The following is a 21,451-nucleotide window of genomic DNA, read 5'->3' as shown; positions in this document are numbered from 1 at the left end:
CATGAACGCGCCCGCATATCAGGGAATCAAGGACTTTATCCTCGCCCGTATTCATGCAGGCGAATGGGCGGAAGGCGACCAGGTGCCGTCGGAGAATGAACTCGCGCGCGAATTCAGCGTCGCGCGCATGACGGTGAATCGCGCATTGCGCGAACTGACTTCCGAGCAGGTGCTTACGCGCGTGCAGGGTTCGGGCACATTTGTCGCGCGGCCGAAGTATGAATCGACGCTGGTCGCGATTCGCAGCATCTCGGATGAAATCGTCGCGCGCGGTCATCGCTATCACGCGAACGTGCTGCACGTCGGCGACGAGATCGCGGATACCGCGCTTGCCGACGAGATGAAGTTGAAACCGGGCAGCGCGCTGTTCCATTCGCGCGTGCTGCACTTCGAGAACGACGAACCCGTGCAGCTCGAGGAACGCTGGGTCAACCCGGCGGTCGCCCCCGACTACACGTTGCAGGACTTTACGAACACCACGCCGAACCAGTACCTCGTGCGCGTCGCGCCGCTGCAGCGTGTCGAGTACCGGATCGAAGCGCTCACGCCGGATGAAGACACGCGCACGTTGCTGTCGATGGAGGAGGTCGAACCTTGTCTCGTGCTGCATCGGCGTACGTGGTCGCAAGGCGCGGTCGCGTCGGTGGCCAATCTCTGGCACCCCGGCAGCCGCTATCGCTTCACCGGGCATTTCTGAATTCCGGCTGGTTTGACGCTGGCTTTTTCGCCGGCCGAATTTTCGCTGTCTTCCTGTTGCTTTCTGCGGGGGTTCCCGCGGTCGTCAGCCGCTGTTATCCGCACTTTCAAGGCTCATCACCATGAACAACCCGAAACATATCGATCCGCGTCTCGACCCGTCGCGCACGATTCGCGCCCCGCGCGGCAGCGAGAAGACCTGCAAGAGCTGGCTCACGGAAGCCGCGTACCGGATGATCCAGAACAATCTCGATCCGGAGGTCGCCGAGCATCCGCACGCGCTCGTCGTCTATGGCGGCATCGGCCGCGCGGCGCGCAACTGGGATTGCTTCGACCAGATTCTCGCGTCGCTGAAGGACCTGAACGACGACGAGACGCTGCTGATCCAGTCCGGCAAGCCGGTCGGCGTGTTCCGCACGCATGCTGATGCGCCGCGCGTGCTGCTGGCGAACTCGAACCTCGTGCCGCACTGGGCGACGTGGGACCACTTTCACGAGCTCGATCGCAAAGGCCTGATGATGTACGGTCAAATGACCGCGGGCAGCTGGATCTACATCGGCAGCCAGGGCATCGTGCAGGGCACCTACGAGACGTTTTTCTCGGTCGCGAACCAGCATTTCGACGGCAAACCGCAGGGCCGCTGGATTCTCACCGGCGGTCTGGGCGGCATGGGCGGCGCGCAGCCGCTTGCCGCGACGATGGCGGGCTTTTCGACGATCGCGGTGGAGTGCGACGAGACGCGCATCGATTTCCGACTGAAGACGCGTTACGTCGACAAAAAGGCCAGGACCCTCGATGAAGCGCTGGCCATGCTCGACGCTGCGAAGGCGAGCGGCAAGCCGGTATCGATCGGCCTGCTCGGCAACGCGGCGGATATCTTTGCCGAGCTTGTCAAACGCAACATCACGCCGGACTGCGTGACCGACCAGACGAGCGCGCACGATCCGATCCACGGCTATCTGCCGCAAGGCTGGCAGGTCGCGGACTGGCGCGAGCGTCAGAAGACCGACCCACAAAGCATCGTGACGCCCGCGAAACAGTCGATGGCCAACCAGGTGCGCGCGATGCTGACGCTGCAGCAACGCGGCGCCGCGACGCTCGATTATGGCAACAACATCCGTCAGATGGCGCTCGACATGGGTGTCGACAATGCGTTCGATTTCCCCGGCTTCGTGCCCGCTTACGTACGTCCGCTTTTCTGCGAAGGCAAGGGGCCGTTCCGCTGGGTTGCGCTGTCGGGCGACCCGGAAGATATCTACAAGACCGATGCGAAAGTGAAAGAGCTGATTCCGGATGACGCGCATCTGCATAACTGGCTCGATATGGCGCGCGAGCGGATCGCGTTTCAGGGGCTGCCCGCACGGATTTGCTGGGTCGGCGTGAATGACCGTTACCGGCTCGGCCAGGCGTTCAACGAAATGGTTCGCAAAGGCGAGCTGAAGGCGCCGATCGTAATCGGCCGCGACCATCTGGACACCGGTTCGGTCGCGAGCCCGAATCGCGAGACCGAAGCAATGCTCGACGGCTCCGATGCGGTGAGCGACTGGCCGCTGCTCAATGCGATGCTGAACACCGCGGGCGGTGCGACGTGGGTGTCGCTGCATCATGGCGGCGGCGTCGGCATGGGGTTCAGCCAGCATGCGGGTGTTGTGATCGTCGCGGACGGTACGGATGCCGCGCATGTGCGCCTCGGCCGCGTGCTGTTCAACGACCCGGCAAGCGGCGTGATGCGTCACGCGGATGCCGGCTATGACCTCGCGCGCAAGACCGCGGCCGAAGCGGGTCTCAAGCTGCCGATGCTGGGCCGTTGACCGCGATGACGGACACTGCATCGACATCCGCTGAGCTGAGAATCACGCTGATTCGCGCCGCCGATCTGCTGGCCGCGCCATGGAAGAATGGCGGCGGCGTCACGCGGGAAATTGCCGCGTATCCGCACGCAGCGGGATACGACACGTTCATCTGGCGCGTGAGTCTCGCCGACGTCGAACAGGCCGGGCCGTTTTCGCGCTTCGCGGGCGTCGACCGCACGCTGGTGCTGCTGTCCGGCGCGGGCATGCTGCTCGATGAGACGCAAGGGCGCATGCGTTGAAACAGCCGTTCGACATCGCGCGCTTTGCAGGCGAAACCGCGATCGACGCGCGACTCATCGACGGCGCGACGCGCGATTTCAACCTGATGGTCCGGCGCGGCGCCGCGACCGGCGACGTCGACGTCTGGCGTGGCGGCGAGCCTGCGCGCACGTTGTCCGGCGATACGGTGTTGCTGTTCTGCGTGGCCGGTCCGGTGGAAGTCATGCCCGGCGCCGGCACACCCGTTGCGCTTGCAACGAACGACACGTTGCGGATCGACGGTGCGCAAGCATTGCAATGCGCGCTGCGCGGCGCGGGGACGGTGCTGACCGTAGCTCTGGCGATCGGTGACGCGCACCGTATGACGCGTGCTTGAACGACCTGAAAAAAACCGGGCAAAGCCAGGCAAACCCCAGCAACCCGCATCCCGATCAGCGAGCTTACGATGAAGCAAACCGTCTGGCATCACCTGCAGCTTTGTGCGCACGGCGACCCGCACGACACGATTGCCGACGCCGCAATCGCCGTGCAGGATGGCCGCATCGAATGGCTCGGCGCCGCGCAAGAACTGCCCGCCGCGTATCGCGGCTGGCCGCGCGAGGACCTCGCTGGTGCATGGGTCACGCCCGGGCTTGTCGAGTGCCACACGCATCTCGTCTATGGCGGCCAGCGCGCCGACGAATTCGCGCAGCGTCTGGCGGGCGTCAGTTATGAGGAGATTGCGCGGCGCGGCGGCGGTATCGTGTCGACCGTGCGCGCGACGCGCGCGGCCGACGAGAACACATTGTTGCGCACCGCCGCCGCGCGCCTCGAACCGCTGATCGCCGAGGGCGTCACCGCGATCGAAATCAAATCCGGCTACGGCCTCGACCTCGAAACCGAGCGCAAGATGCTGCGCGTTGCGCGACAGCTCGGCGAGCGTTATCCGGTCGCGGTGTACACGACGTTTCTCGGTGCGCATGCGTTGCCGCCCGACTACGCAGGCCGCGCGGACGACTATATCGACGAGGTGTGCAACCGGATGCTCCCGGCGCTCGCCGATGAAGGGCTGGTCGATGCCGTCGATGTGTTTTGCGAGCGCATCGGCTTTTCGATCGCGCAGAGCGAACGCGTATTCGAAGCCGCGGCGCGCCGCAATCTGCCGGTCAAGATGCACGCGGAGCAGTTATCCAATAGCGGCGGTGCGGCGCTCGCCGCACGCTACCGCGCGTTGTCCGCGGATCACCTCGAATTTCTCGATGAAGCGGGCGTCGCCGCGATGAAAGAAGCAGGCACGGTCGCGGTGCTGCTGCCGGGGGCGTACTACTTCATTCGCGAAACGCAGTTGCCGCCGCTCGATCTGTTGCGTCGCTACGCAGTGCCGATTGCGATTTCAACCGACAGCAATCCGGGCACGTCGCCCGCCACATCGCTGTTGCTGATGATGAACATGGCGGCCACGCTGTTCCGCATGACGGTGCCTGAAATACTGCAAGGTGTGACGCGTGATGCGGCTGCGGCACTCGGCAAGCAGCACGTGCACGGCGTGCTCGAGACCGGCCGCCATGCGGATTTTGCGGTGTGGTCGGTCGAATCGCTCGCGGAACTGGCGTACTGGATCGGGCGGCCGTTGTGCGCGCGCGTCGTGCGGGCCGGTCAGACGGTGTACGCGGGCCGCACCTGACGAACACGGTGCGCGACGTCGATGTCCGCGCAACCCAGGTAGTCGACCGCCGTCCGCATCGCGAAGAAGAGACCGCTTACGCGCAGTACCGCGCCGCGCTCGCCGGGCTGCTCGGGTAACAACGCGGCAGGCGTCGGATGGCCGTGCGGCGCACGCTCCTTTTTGCAATCCGTCGACCCGCGACGCATCGCCCGTCCTGCGCGGCGACGGGCCGACGCGACGTGCTGCGGAACGCGGCACGCTTGCCGCAGTCAATTCCCATTGAATCCGCGCAACGCGGCACGGAGGCGGCCGATGCAATGCGTCAGCCGGGCGGGCCGGGTTGCGCGCAGCGTCACGATGCGACTAATCTGACGGGAACCGGTGAGCGCGGCAGCGCCGCTGTCGGACGCGCCACACCGTGTTGCCGACGAAGGACCAGCGAAAGGAAGACCCAGCGATGGAATATTCCGACGAAACCCTGCTGCCGGTCTGGCGGGCCAATTTGTTGGTGTTGACGCACGAGGTCGGCGCGGCGACGCGCCTCGCGCGGATGATGACGTTCTCCGCGTCGTACCTGAAACTGATGCTCACGGGCCAGCGTGACTTCAGCGAGGAGTTCGTGCGCGGCGTCGAAGCGGTGACGGGCCTGCCGTCCGGGTGGATGGACGCGCCGCATGAAGCACACGACGTGCCCGACAATGCGCGCGCTGCAATCGACAACGAAGCGCCGCTCGCGCGTTTTCGCGGCACCGCGCACCCGGTGCGCAAGAAGGCCGTGTTGCGGCCGCCTGAACCGATCTTCGGGCAGAGCGCCGCGAAGAAGATCGACGAAGACGCGAACGACCTCGACGCGTTACGCAAACTCGCGTATTTGCGCAAGGTGCGCGATCTCGCGGTGCAGGAGGTGCGGCGCTTCGAGCGGAACCTCACGCACCCGCCGGTCGATATCGGCGCGCTGCGCGCGAAGGTCGAAGACGTGATGGCCGCGGCCGATCTCGACGAAAACGTCCATGCGGATCTCGCGGGCCGGCTCGAGCAGATCGAAAAGCATCGGCATATGCTGATCCGGCATGTCGAGAAGCTGCATGAGCTGCTGACGGGGCTCGGCGAAAGCGATTGAGCGGCGAGCGAATGCGTGGGGCGTGCGGCGGCGCGTGCGATGCGCATCGAGCGTCCATGACTTCCGTGCTTGCCTGCGTTTGCCCGCGCGAGTTCCGTTCGATGCACGTACAACGATTGCGATGCGCGGCATACGTTCCATATTGCCGGTCAAAATTACCCCGAGATCACACCGCGCGGACAACGCCAGCGCGCGCACGCATCACGCAGCGCACATCACGCAGCACGAACGTTGCCGGCTCGCGCGAAACGTCCTGTAACAGGCGGCGCGATCCGATATCTCGTCCTGCGGCGTGTTTTGCGGTAAAAGATCGCATGACCGACCGCGCCCGACTTATCCCGATCATCGTTGCCTGCCCGTTGCTGCTGCAAAACCTCGACACGTCGATTATGGCAACCGCGCTGCCGTCGATCGCGCGCTCGCTGGGCGTCGAGGCGCTGCATCTGAACCTCGCCATCACGTCCTATCTGCTCAGTCTCGCGGTGTTCCTGCCCGCGAGCGGCTGGCTTGCGGACCGCTTCGGCACGCGCCGCGTGTTCTGCGCGGCTATCGTGCTGTTCTCCGCTGGTTCGGCGCTCTGCGGTCTCGCCACCTCGTTGCCGCAACTCGTGCTGTTTCGCGTGATACAGGGCATGGGCGGCGCAATGATGGTGCCGGTCGGCCGCCTGATCCTGCTGCGCAGCGTGCCGCCCGCGCGCATGGTCGCCGCGATGGTCTGGTTCACCGTGCCGGGCGCGGTCGGGCGGCTCGCCGGGCCGCTGCTCGGCGGATTGGTCGTGACCGTCGCCTCCTGGCGCTGGATCTTTCTGCTCAACGTGCCGTTCGGCATCGTCGGCGTGTTCTGCGCGCTCGCGTTTATCGAGGACACGCAGGAGCCGCACGACGCGCGCTTCGATCTGCCAGGTTTCCTGCTGCTGTCGATCGGGCTGGTCGGCATGGTCGGCGGCTTCGACACCGCGGGGCGCGGCCTCGTTGCGCAGCCGGTCACGTTTGGGCTGATCGGCTGCGGCGCGCTTGCGCTCGTCGCGTACTGGTTCTATTCGCGGCGGCATCCGGAGCCGATCATCGATCCGCTCCTGTTGCGTTTTCGCGCGTATCGCACCGCGGTGGTCGGCGGCATGCCGCTGCGCATTGCGCTCGGTGCATCGCCGTTTCTGCTGCCGCTGATGCTGCAACTGGGTTTCGGGCTCACGCCGCTCGCGTCCGGTTCGATCAGCGTCGCGACCGCGGTCGGCTCGCTATCGGTGCGCGCGCTGATGGGGCCGGCGATTCGCCGCATCGGCTTTCGCCGGCTGCTGATCGGCGCGACGCTCGTGACCGGCTGCTTCTATGCGAGCTATGGGCTGTTCAGCCCGGCCACACCGCACGCGCTGATCTTCGTCGTGCTGCTGTTCGGCGGCCTGTTCAATTCGCTCGCGATGGTGACGCTCAACACGCTCGGCTACTCCGATATGCCGAAGCCGCAAATGAGTCGCGCGACCGCGCTCGCGAGCATGGCGCAGCAACTGTCGATCAGCGTCGGCGTGGCGTTCGCGGCATCGCTGCTTACGCTGACCGCCTATCTGAACGGCGGCAGCGCGGCGCACCTGATAGCGCGGGATTTCTCGCCGGCGTTTTTTGTCGTCGGTGGGCTGACGCTGTGTTCGCTGCTGTTTTTCGTCAAGCTTGCGCATAACGAAGGCGACGAATTGCGGCAGCGCTGAGCCTGACCTTCGTGGTCGGGAAGGCTGCGCGGGTTCGCGAATCGCGGGGCGCGGGTCGCATTCGCGCGCTGCGCCGATGTGTTAGAACAGCATCAACTGCGCGACGATCACGTCGTTCGAGGAGCGAAAATTTTGACGGAAATTGCCGTGCAAATGCGTGACCCGCTGCGTGAGCGCGATGCAGCCGGCGCGTGCGCCGCGCCACTGCCGGCGCACGGCAGCCGGCCGCTGACGGACACGCTCCGCACAGGGCTGCTCGCTTGCGCGATCTGCGCGATCTGCCTGTTCGGCGCGCGTAACGCATCGGCGGCCGATGCCACCTCATCGGGCGACGTGCCGCCGTCGACGATCGAGCGCGACGTGCATCTGTTTATCGTGCAGAAGGACGGTTCGGTCGAAGAGCATGACGACACGGTGCTGCGTGCGAATACGACCAGCGGCGTCGACGATATCGCGCAGCGTTACGTGTGGTTCAACAAGGACATCGAGCAGGTGCAGTTGCTCGCGGCGGAAACGATCGACCGCGACGGCGTCGCGCATCCGGTCGGCCCCGATGGGATTCGCGACGTGCAGGAGCCACGTTCCGCGGGCGCGCCGACCTTCCAGGACGGCGTATTGCGCACGGTGATCTTTCCCGGCGTCGAGGCGGGCTCGCGCGTGCATCTGGCGTTTCGCAAGACGCGTGCGGTCCCTCTGCAGGCGGGCACCTTCGCTTATTTCGTCGAGCCGACGCGCGGCCCGGTCGAGATGCAGCAGCTGATTTTCGATCTGCCCGCGGACCTGCCGCTCTACGCGGACGCGCGTGGTTACGTCGCCGAGCCGCCGGTCACCGAAAACGGCCGCACTCGCTATACGTTCGACTATCGGCATGGTCCGTATGCGCCGCTCGAGTCCGGCGCGGTCGGCTACGCGAGCTGGGGCGACCGGTTGATGGTGTCGACCACACCGGATTTCGCCACGTTCGCGGCCCGCTATCGCAGCGCAGCCGCCGACCCGACGACCAACGATCCGGCCATCGTGCGGCTCGCGCAGCAACTGACCGCGCAGACGAGCGACCCGCGCGAGAAAGCGCGCATCCTCTACGACTGGATGCGCTTCAATATCCGCTATGTCGCGCTGTTTCTCGGCGAGACCGCCGCGGTGCCGCACAAGGCGGTGGACGTGCTGCGCAACCGCTACGGCGATTGCAAGGATCATGTCGCGCTGTTCGGCGCATTGCTCGCTGCAGCCGGTATCGACAGCGAACCGGTGCTGCTGAATCTCGGGCCGATCTACACGCTGCCCGATGTGCCGGGCTACGGCGCAAGCGCGATCAACCATGTGATTACCTGGATTCCGTCGCTGTCGCTGTTCGCGGATACGACGGCGGGCGGCACCGGTTTCGGTTTCTTGCCGGCAAGCGTGATGGACCGTCCGGTGCTGCTGGTCGATCGTGGCGTGCTGGTGCGCACGCCGGCGGAACAGCCGCGCACGCGCAACGCGCGCGTGCAGATCGACGTGGATCGCAGCGGCGCCGGCCGTTTCAGCTACCTCGTCGAGGACGGCGGCGCACCGGCTGAAACCGAGCGCAATATGTTTCGCCGCGCGACGCGCCAGCGCTGGCAGCAGATCGCCGCCGAACGGCTACGGCAGACGGGCCTCTCAGGTGTCGCACGGATGCAGCCAGGCGAACTGACGACCACCACCGGGCCATTCGAGACATCGATGCAAGGCACGCTCGAGCACGCGACGTGGCCCGACGGCACGACCGCGCTCCCGGCGTTGACAAGCCTCTCCGGCGGTATCGCCACGCAGGTGCAGGCATGGCTTGCGGAGCCGCAGCGCACGCAGCCGTGGGTGTGCATCGGCGGAGATTTCGACGAGACGGCGCAAATCACGCTACCCGATACCGTGCGCGTGACCGACCTGCCGCAGGATACGCAGGTGCACGACCGCTTCTTCGATTTCACGTCGCACTATGTGTTCGATCCCGAGACACGGATCGTGCAGATGACGCGGCGCCTGAGCGCACGCTTCGGGCACCAGGTGTGCAGCGCGGACGAATTTGCCGCCGCGCGCACGTCGCTTGTCAGGATCGAACGCGACGCGCTGTCGCAGATTGTCGTGCGCGCACTGCCCGCCGCGCGAGCGGATTAGGTGCCGCTCTTCGTGACCACCGGCACCCACACGCCGTTCTTCACCTGATAGAGCGTCGACGCGCCGCTCTTCAATGCGCCGGTGTTGTCGAACGAGATCGTGCCGGTCACGCCTTCGAAGTTGATGCTCTTGAGCTTCGGCCGATACGCGGACGGCGTCGCGGACCCGGCCGCCTGCATCGCCTTGATCGCGGCCCACGTGGCGTCGTAGCCGAACGGCGCGTACGACAGGATGTCCTCGCCGAACTTCGCCTTGAACTTCTGCGCGAAGTCCTTGCCGCCCGGCAGTTGCGCGAGCGGCCGCCCATATTCCCACGCCATCGTGCCTTCGGCCGCGTCGCCGGCGAGCTTGATGAATTCAGGGTCTTCGACGCCGCCGCCGCCGAGCAACTGCGCATTGATGCCGAGCTGTTTCATTTTCTTCGCGATCGCGGCCGCTTGCGTATCGAGGCCGCCGAAGAAAATCAGATCCGCGTTGGTCGCCTTGATCTTGGTGAGCTGCGTGCTGAAGTCGACCGCGTGATTGTCCGTGTATTCGCGCGCGACGATCGTGCCGCCCGCGGCCTTCACCGCTTTTTCGAACTCGTCCGCTTCGCCCTGGCCGAATGCGGTCCGGTCGTCGATGATCGCGATGCGCTTCGCCTTCGTCACCTGTACCGCGTATGTGCCCGCGTTGCCCGCATTCTGAGCGTCGGTGGAAATCACCATAAAGGTATTCGCGAAGCCGCGGTTCGTGATGGTCGGATTGGTGGCGGCCGGGTCGATCACCGGGATACCGGCGGTTTCATAGACCTGCGATGCGGGAATCGTCGTGCCCGAGTTGAAGTGGCCGACCACCACCGCGACGTTCGCGTCGACCAGCTTTTGCGCGGCCTGCACCCCGACCCGCGGGTCAGCCTGATCGTCTTCGGAGACGAGCTCGAAGTGCGCCACCTGGTTGCCGATTCTGATCTTCTGCGCGTTTGCCTCGTCGATTGCGAGCCGCACGCCGTTTTGCAGATCCTTTCCGTAACCGGCGTTCGCGCCGGTCAACGGTGCGGCGAATCCGACTTTCACGGTGAGGTCGTCCGCGAACGCGGCGGGCGCGTTGATCGCGAGCGCAGCTCCCAACAAGAGCGCGAAGGGTTTGAGTGTTTTGTACAGGCTCATGGTCTCTCCTTACGTCGGCACAGGGATGAACGGGATTGGCTGGCGGTGACGCGCGAGGTCAGACTGAGGGCGTATGGTGCGGCTCGCCCGCTGGTTCGACGCGCGGTTCTGTTGGACGGTTTTGTCGATCGGCGGCAATCCTCCTCGCAGCGGGCGGTGCACGAGATTACGGCTGATGCGCAACGGGCCGGCAATGCTGGAAAACACGAACCTGGGCGCGCGTGTTTTCGCGCGCGAACCGGAATGCTGTGCGGCATCACGCTCAATGGGCGCTCGGTTGGCACTCAGTCGGCGCTCAGTTAGCACTCAGTGCACCCGGTTTGGCGCGACTATAGAAAGCCAATTTAAGGCCGTCTTGGCAGTTCACTGCATGCGCGATGCGGATTTCGGCATAGACGTCGCGCTTTGAAGCAGGCTGCGAGTCTTGCGGGAGAAGAACGGCAAAAGACGAGCGCCGGGTACACGGTACCCGGCGCTTCGGGGCGGCAGGGCAGGCAGGTTCGAATTACTGGAGCGGCGCCTCTTCGAGGCCCGCGGCGAGCGCCGCGACGATCACATCGAGCTGTTTCGTGTCGACGACGAACGGCGGCGCGGCGACGATCACCGTTCCCATCGGCCGCACCAGCGCGCCATGCGCGCGCGCGATATCGCACACCTTGTTCGCATAGCCGCCCATCATGTCCACCGGTTCGCGCGTCGATTTGTCCTTCACGAGATCGAGCCCGACGAGCAGCCCCTTGCCGCGCACGTCGCCGACCGTCGCAAAGCGCTCTGCGAACGGACGCAGCGCACGCAACAGGTAATCGCCTTGCGCGGCGGCACGCGAGACGAGCTGCTCGCGGACCACGATATCGAGCGTCGCGAGCGCGGCCGCGCATCCGGTCGGGTGGCCGGAGTTCGTGTAGCCGTGCATGATCGCGCCGGTGAAGTCGCTGTTGCTGTGGAACGCGTGCTCGATGCGTTCATTGACGACGGTCGCCCCCAGCGGCGCATAGCCCGACGAAATGCCTTTCGCGAAGCACATGATGTCCGGCCTCACGTTCCACAAGCGGCTGCCGAACAGTTCGCCGGTACGTCCGAAACCGGTCACGACTTCGTCGGCGATCAGCAGCACGCCATGCCGGTCGCACACCTCTCGCACGAGCGGCCAATAGTTGGCCGGCGGCACGATCACGCCGCCCGCGCCCTGGATCGGCTCGGCGATAAACGCCGCGACGGTGTCCGCGCCCTGGAAGACGATCTCCCGTTCGAGCAGGGTCGCGCAGATCCGGCCGAGCTCGTCGGGGTCCTGAGTAAACGGATTGCGGTAGAGCCACGGCGGCTCCACATGAAAGACGCCCGACAGATTCGGCTCGTAGTTGCGCCGGAATGCGCTAAAGCCGTTGACCGCGGCTGAACCGAAATGCGTGCCGTGATAGCCCATCTGCAGTGCGATGAATTTGGTCCGCTCCGGCTGGCGTTCGATCTTCCAGTACTGCCGCGCGAGCTTCAGCGCGGTCTCGATGGCGTCCGAGCCGCCCTGGCTGAAGAACACGCGGCGCATTCCTTCGGGCTGCAGCATCTCGACGAGACGTTGCGCGAGCTCTTCGGCGCGCGGGTGCGAGATTGCGCCGCCGAAGAGCGTGGAGTACTCGAGCTCGTCGAGCTGTTGCGTGATCGCCTGTTTGATCTCGCGCCGGTTGTGTCCAACGATCACGTTCCATAAGCCTGATGATCCGTCGACCAGTTCGTTGCCCTGATCGTCGTAAAGGTAGCAGCCGTTGCCTTGCACGATGCGTAGCGGCCGCACGGCCTGGTCGGCCGCGGGATGGGATTCCCAGTTCCAGAAATGCGTTTGAAAGGGTTGCATGCGAGCTCCTTCGGCACAAGCGTGGTGCTGCCCAGCACCGCGCGAGCGGGTGCATGGGTGGCGGTTGTCATGGCGGATTTCCGCTCTTGCTCGGTACGACGTACGATCGAGCGGGCGGGTAAGGCAAGCGTAGGGGAGCGGCATGCGCGGCAGTGTTCCAGAAGCAGCGCGCGATTTGGCCGAGGCGCGCGTTTGCACCGCATCGCGCGGCCCGCCAGGGCACCTCGCGCGACGGCTGGAATAACGGCAGGCGGCGCCTGTTCTCTGAGAGTGGAGGAGGGCTACAAAGCCCGCCATACCAACCGGAGCCGCTGGCAGCGGGTCTTCACTAGCAGGCTTTCATCGGTAAATTTATTGCGACATGCAGAACGACTTTATCCACCTCGTGCTGAGCGACGAACCCGACGGCAAGGACATCTGGCGTCACGGCAGCGCGAGCGAGTTCCGGATGAACTGCGAGTTCGGGCGCGGCGAGCCGGCCGGTTCCAACGTCGACGCATGGAATCTCGGCCGGCTCGACATGCTGGATGCACGGTTCGCGCATCTGTCGCTATCGCCGCTCGCTGACGGCGGCGAACCCTGGCTTTTCCTGAAGCTCGTCCTGCAAGGCGCGATGAATATCGAGCAAGGCGCGGACGTGCGGCGCATCGGACCCGGCGAGATCGTGCTGGTCGAATCCACCCGGCCTTACTCGCAGTCTTTCGATGAGCCGACCGACCTCGTCGCGCTGCGTTTTCCGGCGCGCGCGCTGAAGGAGCGGGGTTTGCGGCACGCTCTGCGCGGCCTCGTCGTGCCCGATATGTCGGCAGCCGATGTGCGCTCGATCGGCGAACTGGTCGTATCGATCGCAAGGCAGCACGGCGAAACGAGCGTGGGCCTGCGGCGCCGGCAGGGCGAGCAGTTGCTCGACGTGATCGATCTGCTGATCGACGATCCGGTGGCGCTCACGCGCTCGCGCAGCGGCGACGCGACGCTGTTTCGCGCCAAGCGCTATATCGCGCAGAACTTGCGCAACCCCGATCTGACGATTGCGCTGATCGCGTCGGCGGTTTGCATATCGGACGCGCACCTGGGGCGGCTGTTCCGCGCCGACGGCTTATCGGTGATGCGTTACGTGTGGGACAGCCGCCTCGCGCTCGCTGCCGATATGCTCAAGCGCAGCGATAAAGGCCGCGTACAGATCAGCGATATTGCGTATCGCTGCGGCTTTTCGACGCCCGCGCACTTCAGCCGCGTATTCAGGGAACGCTACGGCGTGGCGCCGCGCGAGGCGCTGGCGACCGACGCGTGCGAAGCCGCGATCTGGTTCGGCGCGGCCGGCGCACGCATGGAGCCTCATTGATCGGGCGGCGCGTCCGCCGCGCGCGATCACTCGATAACGGACCAAAGAAACTTGCGGCCGCAACCAGCGGACGCGGCGCGCCATCGCGAGCGCCGGTCCGTGCTGGTGTCTCCCGTGACCGGCGTTAAGAAACGTTTACTGGTATCTGTACGGGAGATGACGATAGGGGCGCTGAATGACTGCGGCGTGAAATTTATCCGACAGTTAAATTTCTTCGTTTATTAATGAAATCGGGTCGAAAAGCAGGCCGTGCGCACGCAACCATGCCGGTGCGGATGGAAATAAGTCAGAAAAAAGCCGGGCCACCTGTGCGGCGGATCCGGCGTGATCCGTATTGAAAGGAAAGTGAAGGCAGACGGGCTCGCGCAATGGAATCGCCCGGCCGCGCGACGCGGCTTGCGTCAGTGCTCTTCCTGCATGCGCTGGATCTCGCCGCGCAATTGCAGCAGCGGTTCCCTGGTTTCGTCGTCGGCCCATGTGTCGAGGTCGTCGAGTGCGTTCTGGCAGCCGTCGAGCATGACGTCGAGGTCGATCGGCACGCCGTTGGACAGCGCGAAATGCAGCGTCTCCGCAAACTGCCGGCACTCGTCGGGGCCGTACGAGATGTCGAGGCTGTCGGCGATCACGAAGGCGATGTTGCAGCGCGCCTTGTCGTCCGGCGCGACCATGTCGATGATGCCGCGCGCGACCGCCGGCGAGTAATACATCGCGATATCGAGCCATTGCGCGGCATCGAAGCCGTCCGCGCCGATCTGCGCCTCGAAATATTCAATCGCTTCCTGCTCATGCGCTTCGTCCGCATCGACGCTGATGCACAACGCCTCGAATTGCTCTTCGCGTTCACTGCGAATATAGCCGTCCATCAATACCTCATTACCGGGTGTGGAAAAACTGCGTGAACCGCAGGTGAGCCGAAGTGAGCGGCGCCACGCGGCACGCATTATAGGACGTGGTTCGGCGATTGAAGGTGTTTGCAAGGAATAAACGCACGTTATCGTTTGTTATCTGTTAAGCGTTACAAACCCCTTTCTTTATTTTCTTATTCGAGGAGACAGCGTTCATGTCCGGAAAAATCAAGCCGCGCTGGCTGCGCGTGCAGCGCCTGTTGATGTTGGCGTGCACAGTACTGGCCGTGCACCATGCGCACGCCGAGGCGCGCTGGCAAACCTTGCCGCCGACGCCTTTGCCGGTCGCGGGCGAAAAGGCGGGCGTGGCGGACGTCAACGGCATCCGGCTGCACTATGCGACGATCGGCCACGGCTCGCCGGTCATCCTGCTGCACGGCGGGCTGTCGAACTCGGATTACTTCGGCAACCAGGTCCGGGCGTTGGTGAAGCGTCACGAGGTCGTGCTGGTCGATAGCCGCGGCCACGGGCGCAGCACGCGCGACGCGCATCCGTTCGGCTACGACCTGATGGCCGACGACGTGGTGGCGCTGATGGACAAGCTGCATCTGCAGAAGGCCGACGTGGTCGGCTGGAGCGACGGTGCGATCATCGCGCTCGACCTGGCGATGCGGCATCCGGAGCGGGTCGGCAAGATCGTGGCGTTCGGCGCGAATACGAAGACCGACGGTGTGATCGAGGGCGTCGAAAAGAACCCGACGTTCGCCGCGTTCATCAAGCGAGCCGGCGATGAATATCGCAGGCTGTCGCCGACGCCGAACGAGTATGACGCGTTCGTCGAGCAGATCAGCCATATGTGGGCATCGCAGCCGAACTGGACCGACGACCAGTTGAAGCAGATCAGGTCGCCGGTGCTGGTGCTGGACGGCGACCATGACGAAGCGATCAGGCGCAGCCATACCGAGTACATCGCCGCGACCATTCCTAACGCCGGCCTGATGATCCTGCCGAACACAAGCCACTTTGCGTTTCTGCAGGACCCGGACGCGTTCAACTTCGCGATCCTGCATTTCCTCGGCGACGAGTAACGGCGGGGCGGCGCCGCGTGGAGTGAAGCGCAGCGTCGGGTCGCGGCGTCGCGGCGGGTGCGCGGCCCGATGCCGCGCAAGCGGTCAGATCAGGCGGTGCGGCTCGCCGGACGCAACGCGGCGACGCAACACCGTGCCGCCACCTCGCGGCTGAATCTTCCACCGCGCCCTCACGCCGATTCGACGACCCACGCATCGAACCATTCGCGCGGATGCGCGATATCGTTTTGCGCGGCGATCAGCTCGAGTTCGTAGCGGCCCGCGTCCCACGTCGCGCGCATCACGCCGTTGACGGCCGCAAGCGTATGTTCGAACGCCACGCGCAGCGGGTCGCCGAGCAGCGTGCGCGCGACGAACACCGCGCTCGTCAGGTCGCCGACGCCGACCGGCTGGCGCGCGAACGGATACAGCGGACGCTGCCCGACCCAGCTTTCGCGCTCGGTGACGACGAGCATGTTGAAGCGGTCCGCGGGGCTGTTGCGATCGAGCAGATGCTTGACGAGCACGAGCTTCGGCCCGCGCTGCATCAGTTCGCGGCACGCGACGACCGCTTCCTCGACCGTCTCGATCATGCGCCCGACGAGGCGCTGCAGTTCGCTGTGATTCGGCATGATCGCATCGGCGACACCCGGCATCGAACTGACGAGAAATTCCTGGATGCCGGGCTCGACGCGGCAGCCGGTCGCGGTGCCCATCACCGGGTCGCAGAAGTAGCGCGCATGCGGGTTCACCGCTTTCACCGCGCGCACGATTTCGATCACCGCCTGCGCCTGCTCGGGTGTGCCGAGGTAGCCGGAGAGCACCGCGTCGCAGCGCGGCAGCATACCGATCGCGCCGATTCCTTCGACGAGCTCCTGCATCTGCTTCGCGTCGATCGCGCTGCCGGCCCAATGGCCGTACTGCGTGTGATTGGAGAACTGCACCGTATTGAGCGGCCACACGTTGACGCCGAGACGCCGCATCGGAAACTCCGCGGCGCTATTGCCCGCGTGTCCGAAGACGACGTGCGACTGGATGCTCAGAACGTTTTTCATAACGAAACGGCGCGCTGGACGCGCGTATTTATTCTCGCGAGCGGCTCGCGGTTTGCCTCGATCGGCCGGGGTGCCGGGCCCGATGCCTGTCTATGCCCATTGCGTGCGCGGCGTGTGCCGCTCGCGCAACGTGCGTGAATGAACAATACATGACTTTTTGTGCCGTGCAACGATGCGGCCCTTCGCGTTGTTGCGCCGAACCATCAGCGGCGGCGCGCCGGCGGGCAGCGGGCAGACCGGCGGCGCGCCGCGCGGGCGCCGCGCGCGTCGCGGCTCACACGAGTTCGCGGTATAGCGCGAGATAGCGCTCCGCGGAGGCGCCCCAGCCGAAATCCTGGCGCATCGCGCGCTGTTGCGTCGCTTTCCATTCGCTGCGCTTCGCATGGAGCGCGAAGGCCCGGCGGATCGCGGCGGCCAGCGCCTCCGGTTCGAAGCGCTCGAACGCGAAACCCGTCGCGAGGTCGTCGGCGAGATTTTCCAGCGACGCGTCGACGACGGTATCGGCGAGTCCGCCGACCCGATGCACGAGCGGCAGCGAGCCATAGGCGAGCGCATAGAGTTGCGTGAGCCCGCACGGCTCGAAGCGCGACGGCACCGCGATCACGTCGCTGCCGGCGATGATCGCGTGCGCGAGCGTTTCGTCGAAACCGAGTTCGACCGCGACCGATTCCGGATGCGCCTGCGCGACCCGCTGCAGGCCGGTTTCGAGCGCGGGGTCGCCGGTGCCGAACACGACGAGCTGGCCGCCGCGCCGCACGATCTCCGGCAGCGCGGCGAGCAGCAGGTCGAGGCCTTTCTGCTCGGTGAGGCGGCTCACGACGCCGAACAGCAGCACATCGCTTTTTTGCGGCAAGCCGAAGCGCGCCTGCAAAGACGTCTTGCAGACGCGCTTGCCGGCGAGACGCGTGTCGGTATAGCGGGCCGGCAGCAGCGTATCGGTCGACGGCTTCCAGACCGCGTAGTCGACTCCGTTGAGGATCCCCGACAGGTCGTGCGTGCGTTGTCTGAGCAGTCCGTCGAGACCGCCGCCCTGCGCGAGCGTCTGGATTTCACGCGCGTAGGTCGGGCTGACGGTGGTGAGGCGGTCCGAGTAGAAAAGGCCGGCCTTCAGGAACGACATCTGCCCATAGAACTCGATGCCGTTGATGCCGAAAAAGTCCGCGGGCAGGCCGAGCATGCCGAACTGCTGCACGGGGAAGACGCCCTGATAGGCGAGGTTGTGCACGGTAAATACGCTGCGCGCGAAGGACCGCCCATGCTCGCGCTCGGCCGCCTTCAGATAGGCGGCCGCGAGTCCCGCGTGCCAGTCGTGCGCATGGACGATTTGCGGCGCCCACGCGGGGTCGAGATGCTGCGCGAGCTGTGCGGCGCTCCAGCTGAGCAGCGCGAAACGCTGCGCGTTGTCGCCGTACGGCACATGCTGCGCATCGAGATATGGGTTGCCGGGACGATCGAAAAACGCATCCGCGCGCACCACATAGACGATCACGCCGTTCGCGGTGAGCGTGCCCTGTTCGAGCGACGCCTGCGGCGCGCCGAAGCCGCGCGCGAGCGGCGCAACGGGGTGCAGGTCCGCGAGACCCGCGAGCACCGCCGGAAAACCCGGCAGCAGCACGCGCACGTCGGCGCCGAGTTCGATCAGCGCGGGCGGCAGCGCGCCGGTGACGTCGGCGAGGCCGCCTGTCTTCAGAAGAGGGTACAGCTCGCTTGCGACGTGCAGCGCGCGAATCGTCATAGGCGTTGTCCTCGCCGTGAGAGTTCAATGAAGGGCGCGGGCGCGGCTTGCGGAGCGGTTAGCCGCCCGCAAAGCCGTCGCGCGTGCCGTACGGCGCCCCGCGCTCAGCGCCCGGTCTGGCGCCGCAAGGCCTCCGGCGTGACCAGCACGACGCCGGACTCGGTGCGGTAGAACCGCTCGGCGTCGCGTGCCGGGTCTTCGCCGATGACCGTGCCGTCCGGTATCGCGCAGCCGCGGTCGACCACCACCTTGCGCAGCCGGCAACTCGCGCCGACCGTCACCTGCGGCAACAAGACTGCCTCATTGATGTTACAGAATGAGTTCACGAGGACGTTGGTCGACAGCACCGAGCGCGAAATCTGCGAGCCGGAGATCACGCAGCCCGCGCAGACGATCAGATTGGTCGCGGACCCTTGCAGGCCGTTCAGATCGCGTACGAACTTGGCGGGCGGCAACTGTTCGAGATGCGTCCAGATCGGCCAGTTGCGGTCGTACAGGTCGAGCGTCGGGATGGTCGATGCGAGATCGAGATTCGCGGCCCAGTACGCGTCGATCGTGCCGACGTCGCGCCAGTACGGCTCGACATTCGGATCCGACGACACGCACGACATGCTGAACGGATGCGCGATCGCGTGCCCCGCGGTCACGACGCGCGGCAGGATGTCCTTGCCGAAGTCGTGATCGGTCGCGACGCTCGTGATGTTTTCTTCGAGCAGCTGGTAAAGGTAGTCCGCGTTGAACACATAGATGCCCATGCTCGCCAGCGCGATATCGGGGCGACCCGGCATCGCCGGCGGGTCGGCCGGTTTCTCGACGAAGCCCGTGACGCGCCGCGCTTCGTCGACCGCCATCACGCCGAACGCGACCGCTTCCATACGCGGCACCTCGATGCAGCCGACCGTGCAGTCCGCGCGGCTTTCGACGTGGTCCATCACCATCCGCGTGTAGTCCATCTTGTAGATATGGTCGCCGGCCAGCACGATGATGTACTTCGGCCGGATCGAGCGGATGATGTCGAGGTTCTGGAATACGGCGTCCGCGGTGCCGCGATACCAGTGCGCGCCTTCGACGCGCTGCTGCGCGGGCCACAGGTCGATGAACTCGTTGAACTCGCCGCGCAGGAAGCCCCAGCCGCGTTGCACGTGGCGCAGCAGCGAATGCGCCTTGTATTGTGTGACGACGGCGATGCGTCGGATGCCTGAATTCAGGCAGTTGGACAGCGCGAAATCGACAATCCGGTATTTACCGCCGAAGTGAACCGCCGGTTTGACCCGCTTGTTGGTGAGCGGCCCGAGCCGGGTGCCGCGGCCGCCCGCGAGCACGATGGCGAGCGTCGTATGCTGCAGATCGTTGAGGCTTGCCGGAGTATCCATGTGCGTCTCCTTTGTCCCATGTTGCATGGGTCCGGGCTGGCGCTTCAGCGCTTACCTGGTGCCATGCAGCTGCATTGGTGAGCCCCGGACGGACAAGCTGGCGTGCTGCGGATCCTGTTGTTCTTGTTTGTTGTTATGCGCGCTCGTGCATGGCGGACGGCGGGTGGCCATGTGCGGCGCCTCTTTCGAGACTGCAGATCGCAAGGCGCGTGCCTCGCCGTGCGGGCATGTGCGACGCCCATCCGGCCTGGTGCTCGCGCCAGCACGTTCGATCTGCGCCAGCTAGAATCATCCGCTCCGATCTACGTCCGTTCAAGTCCGGGTTATTGCTGCCCTGCACACTGTGCGGCTTGCCCTTGCGCTTCCTCAAGAACCAGCCTATGAAACCGCGCTTTCCCGCTTCGCTCGAATCGTCGTTCCCGCTTGCCCGTCTTTCATCTGCATGGCCAGCCTGGGTGTCCGCGCTTGCCGCTGCCGGCGCTGCCATCGTTGCAGCGGCTGCCTTCGTCGTCGCGCCGGCTGCCCGCGCCGCGGAGGGCGCGGATACGGCGCCGCCCGCTGCCGTATCGGCTGCCGCCGTTGCGGACAGTGCCGCGACAGCCGCGGCCACTGCCACGGCGGCCAGCCCGGCCGAGGCGGCAGGCAATGCCGGTCCTGCTTACGGCCCGGAACTCGAAGGCTTCGATTACCCTTACCCGGTGCGGCAATTCACCTTCACGTCGCAAGGCGAGGCGCTGGATATGGCCTATATGGACGTTGCGCCCGCTCATCCGAACGGCCGCACCGCGGTGCTGATGCACGGCAAGAACTTTTGCGGCGCGACATGGGTCGAGACGATTCGCCGCCTGAGCGACGCCGGCTATCGCGTGATCGCGCCGGACCAGATCGGCTTTTGCAAGTCGAGCAAGCCGCAGCGCTACCAGTACAGCTTCCAGCAGCTCGCGCGCAACACGCATGCGCTGCTCGAATCGCTGGGCGTCACGCGCACGACGATGATCGGCCATTCGACCGGCGGCATGCTCGCGATCCGCTATGCGCTGATGTATCCGGAGGCGACGCAGCAACTGGTGCTGGTCGACCCGATCGGCCTCGAGGACTGGAAGGCGAAGGGCGTGCCGTCGCTGTCGGTCGACGACTGGTATGCGCGCGAGCTGAAGACGACCGCGGACCGCATCCGCCGCTACGAGCAGGCGACGTATTACGCGGGCCAATGGAATCCCTCTTACGAACCATGGGTGCAGATGCTTGCGGGCATGTATCGCGGCCCCGGCAAGCAGATCGTCGCGTGGAATTCCGCGTTGCTGTACGACATGATCTACACGCAGCCGGTTTATTACGAACTGGGGCTATTGAAAGTGCCGACGCTGCTGATGATCGGCGACAAGGACACCACCGCGATCGGCAAGGACGCCGCGCCGCCTGAGGTGCGCGCGCAGCTCGGTCATTATCCGGAGCTGGGCAAGGCGGCGGCACGCACGATTCCGCATGCGACGCTCGTCGAATTCCCGACGCTCGGGCATACGCCGCAACTGCAGGATCCGCAGGCGTTTCACAAGGCGCTGCTCGACGGGATGGCGGCGGTGCAGCGCGCGCAGTAGCGCGAACACGGCGTAGGGGGCGCCGCGCCGCGACGGTCGCGCGATCGCGCGATCGCGGTGCGAAGGA

General features: G+C 65.5%; 16 protein-coding genes and 1 pseudogene. 10 read left to right on the top strand and 7 right to left on the bottom strand.

The window, feature by feature from the left end:
- The first annotated feature begins 1 nt into the window (after position 1).
- The 4 genes and pseudogenes from hutC (at position 2) to hutI (ending at position 4,431) form a co-directional block, all read left to right on the top strand.
- Complete coding sequence (gene hutC, locus HV675_RS07880; RefSeq protein WP_175110325.1) at positions 2-697, top strand: histidine utilization transcriptional repressor HutC; 696 nt, start codon at positions 2-4, stop codon at positions 695-697.
- Positions 698-818: 121 nt separating this feature from the next.
- Positions 819-2,507: a urocanate hydratase gene (hutU, locus tag HV675_RS07875; protein ID WP_175110324.1), complete on the top strand. Its 1,689-nt coding sequence runs from the start codon at positions 819-821 to the stop codon at positions 2,505-2,507.
- A gap of 5 nt (positions 2,508-2,512) precedes the next feature.
- A pseudogene (locus HV675_RS07870) lies at positions 2,513-3,144 on the top strand (HutD/Ves family protein).
- A 69-nt stretch (positions 3,145-3,213) separates the two neighbouring features.
- Complete coding sequence (hutI, locus tag HV675_RS07865) at positions 3,214-4,431, top strand: imidazolonepropionase (protein ID WP_175110323.1); 1,218 nt, start codon at positions 3,214-3,216, stop codon at positions 4,429-4,431.
- Here the strand turns inward: hutI and HV675_RS07860 are convergent.
- Positions 4,404-4,619, bottom strand: coding sequence for a hypothetical protein (locus tag HV675_RS07860; protein WP_175110322.1), 216 nt, complete (start codon positions 4,617-4,619; stop codon positions 4,404-4,406). The genes hutI and HV675_RS07860 overlap by 28 nt on opposite strands.
- Before the next feature lie 251 nt (positions 4,620-4,870).
- Here HV675_RS07860 and HV675_RS07855 point away from each other — a divergent pair, with 251 nt between their 5' ends.
- The 3 genes from HV675_RS07855 to HV675_RS07845 all read left to right on the top strand — a co-directional run bounded on the left by HV675_RS07855 (position 4,871) and on the right by HV675_RS07845 (position 9,372).
- The gene (locus HV675_RS07855; protein WP_175110321.1) at positions 4,871-5,533 is read left to right on the top strand and encodes a hypothetical protein; all 663 of its coding nucleotides are present in this window, start codon (positions 4,871-4,873) and stop codon (positions 5,531-5,533) included.
- A gap of 314 nt (positions 5,534-5,847) precedes the next feature.
- Positions 5,848-7,236: a DHA2 family efflux MFS transporter permease subunit gene (locus HV675_RS07850; protein ID WP_175110320.1), complete on the top strand. Its 1,389-nt coding sequence runs from the start codon at positions 5,848-5,850 to the stop codon at positions 7,234-7,236.
- Positions 7,237-7,389: 153 nt separating this feature from the next.
- On the top strand, positions 7,390-9,372 hold the full coding sequence (locus HV675_RS07845) for a DUF3857 domain-containing transglutaminase family protein (RefSeq protein WP_175110400.1): 1,983 nt from the start codon (positions 7,390-7,392) through the stop codon (positions 9,370-9,372).
- On the opposite strand, the gene HV675_RS07840 is transcribed toward HV675_RS07845, so the two are convergent.
- Positions 9,369-10,520 (bottom strand): branched-chain amino acid ABC transporter substrate-binding protein, encoded by a 1,152-nt coding sequence (locus HV675_RS07840; protein WP_175110319.1) that lies wholly within the window; start codon positions 10,518-10,520, stop codon positions 9,369-9,371. The two genes, HV675_RS07845 and HV675_RS07840, sit on opposite strands and share 4 nt — an antisense overlap.
- 505 nt (positions 10,521-11,025) lie before the next feature.
- The gene (locus tag HV675_RS07835; protein ID WP_175110318.1) at positions 11,026-12,369 is read right to left on the bottom strand and encodes an aminotransferase class III-fold pyridoxal phosphate-dependent enzyme; all 1,344 of its coding nucleotides are present in this window, start codon (positions 12,367-12,369) and stop codon (positions 11,026-11,028) included.
- Between the two features lie 361 nt (positions 12,370-12,730).
- Here HV675_RS07835 and HV675_RS07830 point away from each other — a divergent pair, with 361 nt between their 5' ends.
- Positions 12,731-13,711 (top strand): helix-turn-helix domain-containing protein, encoded by a 981-nt coding sequence (locus HV675_RS07830; RefSeq protein ID WP_175110317.1) that lies wholly within the window; start codon positions 12,731-12,733, stop codon positions 13,709-13,711.
- Between the two features lie 401 nt (positions 13,712-14,112).
- Here HV675_RS07830 and HV675_RS07825 read toward each other — a convergent pair whose 3' ends face one another.
- Positions 14,113-14,574 carry a hypothetical protein gene (locus HV675_RS07825; protein ID WP_175110316.1) on the bottom strand — a complete coding sequence of 154 codons (462 nt, stop codon included), beginning with the start codon at positions 14,572-14,574 and terminating at the stop codon, positions 14,113-14,115.
- Between the two features lie 197 nt (positions 14,575-14,771).
- Between HV675_RS07825 and HV675_RS07820 the strand changes: the two genes are divergently transcribed.
- Entirely contained in the window at positions 14,772-15,644 is an 873-nt protein-coding gene (locus HV675_RS07820) for an alpha/beta fold hydrolase (RefSeq protein ID WP_175110315.1), read from the top strand.
- Between the two features lie 170 nt (positions 15,645-15,814).
- Here HV675_RS07820 and pdxY read toward each other — a convergent pair whose 3' ends face one another.
- The 3 genes from pdxY to glgC all read right to left on the bottom strand — a co-directional run bounded on the left by pdxY (position 15,815) and on the right by glgC (position 19,786).
- Positions 15,815-16,678, bottom strand: a complete 864-nt coding sequence (gene pdxY, locus HV675_RS07815) for a pyridoxal kinase PdxY (protein WP_175110314.1) — start codon at positions 16,676-16,678, stop codon at positions 15,815-15,817.
- A 274-nt stretch (positions 16,679-16,952) separates the two neighbouring features.
- Positions 16,953-18,413: a glycogen synthase GlgA gene (gene glgA, locus HV675_RS07810; RefSeq protein ID WP_175110313.1), complete on the bottom strand. Its 1,461-nt coding sequence runs from the start codon at positions 18,411-18,413 to the stop codon at positions 16,953-16,955.
- A gap of 104 nt (positions 18,414-18,517) precedes the next feature.
- Complete coding sequence (gene glgC / locus HV675_RS07805; protein WP_175110312.1) at positions 18,518-19,786, bottom strand: glucose-1-phosphate adenylyltransferase; 1,269 nt, start codon at positions 19,784-19,786, stop codon at positions 18,518-18,520.
- Positions 19,787-20,166: 380 nt separating this feature from the next.
- Here glgC and HV675_RS07800 point away from each other — a divergent pair, with 380 nt between their 5' ends.
- Positions 20,167-21,384 carry an alpha/beta fold hydrolase gene (locus tag HV675_RS07800; RefSeq protein WP_246270144.1) on the top strand — a complete coding sequence of 406 codons (1,218 nt, stop codon included), beginning with the start codon at positions 20,167-20,169 and terminating at the stop codon, positions 21,382-21,384.
- The last annotated feature ends 67 nt before the right edge of the window (positions 21,385-21,451 follow it).

Origin of the sequence: Paraburkholderia solisilvae, from assembly GCF_902859875.1 — a bacterium.
Classification (GTDB): Bacteria; Pseudomonadota; Gammaproteobacteria; order Burkholderiales; family Burkholderiaceae; genus Paraburkholderia; species Paraburkholderia solisilvae.
This window is presented reverse-complemented; position numbering and strand designations above follow the sequence as displayed.

Bases quoted from the DNA above. Each gene is read 5' to 3' on its own strand.
- HV675_RS07855 (WP_175110321.1), top strand. From the start codon at position 4,871: ATGGAATATTCCGACGAAACCCTGCTGCCGGTCTGGCGGGCCAATTTG.
- HV675_RS07840 (WP_175110319.1), bottom strand. From the start codon at position 10,520: ATGAGCCTGTACAAAACACTCAAACCCTTCGCGCTCTTGTTGGGAGCT.
- glgC (WP_175110312.1), bottom strand. From the start codon at position 19,786: ATGGATACTCCGGCAAGCCTCAACGATCTGCAGCATACGACGCTCGCC.
- HV675_RS07825 (WP_175110316.1), bottom strand. From the start codon at position 14,574: ATGGACGGCTATATTCGCAGTGAACGCGAAGAGCAATTCGAGGCGTTG.
- HV675_RS07830 (WP_175110317.1), top strand. From the start codon at position 12,731: ATGCAGAACGACTTTATCCACCTCGTGCTGAGCGACGAACCCGACGGC.
- HV675_RS07800 (WP_246270144.1), top strand. From the start codon at position 20,167: ATGAAACCGCGCTTTCCCGCTTCGCTCGAATCGTCGTTCCCGCTTGCC.
- hutI (WP_175110323.1), top strand. From the start codon at position 3,214: ATGAAGCAAACCGTCTGGCATCACCTGCAGCTTTGTGCGCACGGCGAC.
- pdxY (WP_175110314.1), bottom strand. From the start codon at position 16,678: ATGAAAAACGTTCTGAGCATCCAGTCGCACGTCGTCTTCGGACACGCG.
- hutU (WP_175110324.1), top strand. From the start codon at position 819: ATGAACAACCCGAAACATATCGATCCGCGTCTCGACCCGTCGCGCACG.
- glgA (WP_175110313.1), bottom strand. From the start codon at position 18,413: ATGACGATTCGCGCGCTGCACGTCGCAAGCGAGCTGTACCCTCTTCTG.
- HV675_RS07820 (WP_175110315.1), top strand. From the start codon at position 14,772: ATGTCCGGAAAAATCAAGCCGCGCTGGCTGCGCGTGCAGCGCCTGTTG.
- HV675_RS07835 (WP_175110318.1), bottom strand. From the start codon at position 12,369: ATGCAACCCTTTCAAACGCATTTCTGGAACTGGGAATCCCATCCCGCG.
- HV675_RS07860 (WP_175110322.1), bottom strand. From the start codon at position 4,619: ATGCGTCGCGGGTCGACGGATTGCAAAAAGGAGCGTGCGCCGCACGGC.
- hutC (WP_175110325.1), top strand. From the start codon at position 2: ATGAACGCGCCCGCATATCAGGGAATCAAGGACTTTATCCTCGCCCGT.
- HV675_RS07845 (WP_175110400.1), top strand. From the start codon at position 7,390: ATGCGTGACCCGCTGCGTGAGCGCGATGCAGCCGGCGCGTGCGCCGCG.
- HV675_RS07850 (WP_175110320.1), top strand. From the start codon at position 5,848: ATGACCGACCGCGCCCGACTTATCCCGATCATCGTTGCCTGCCCGTTG.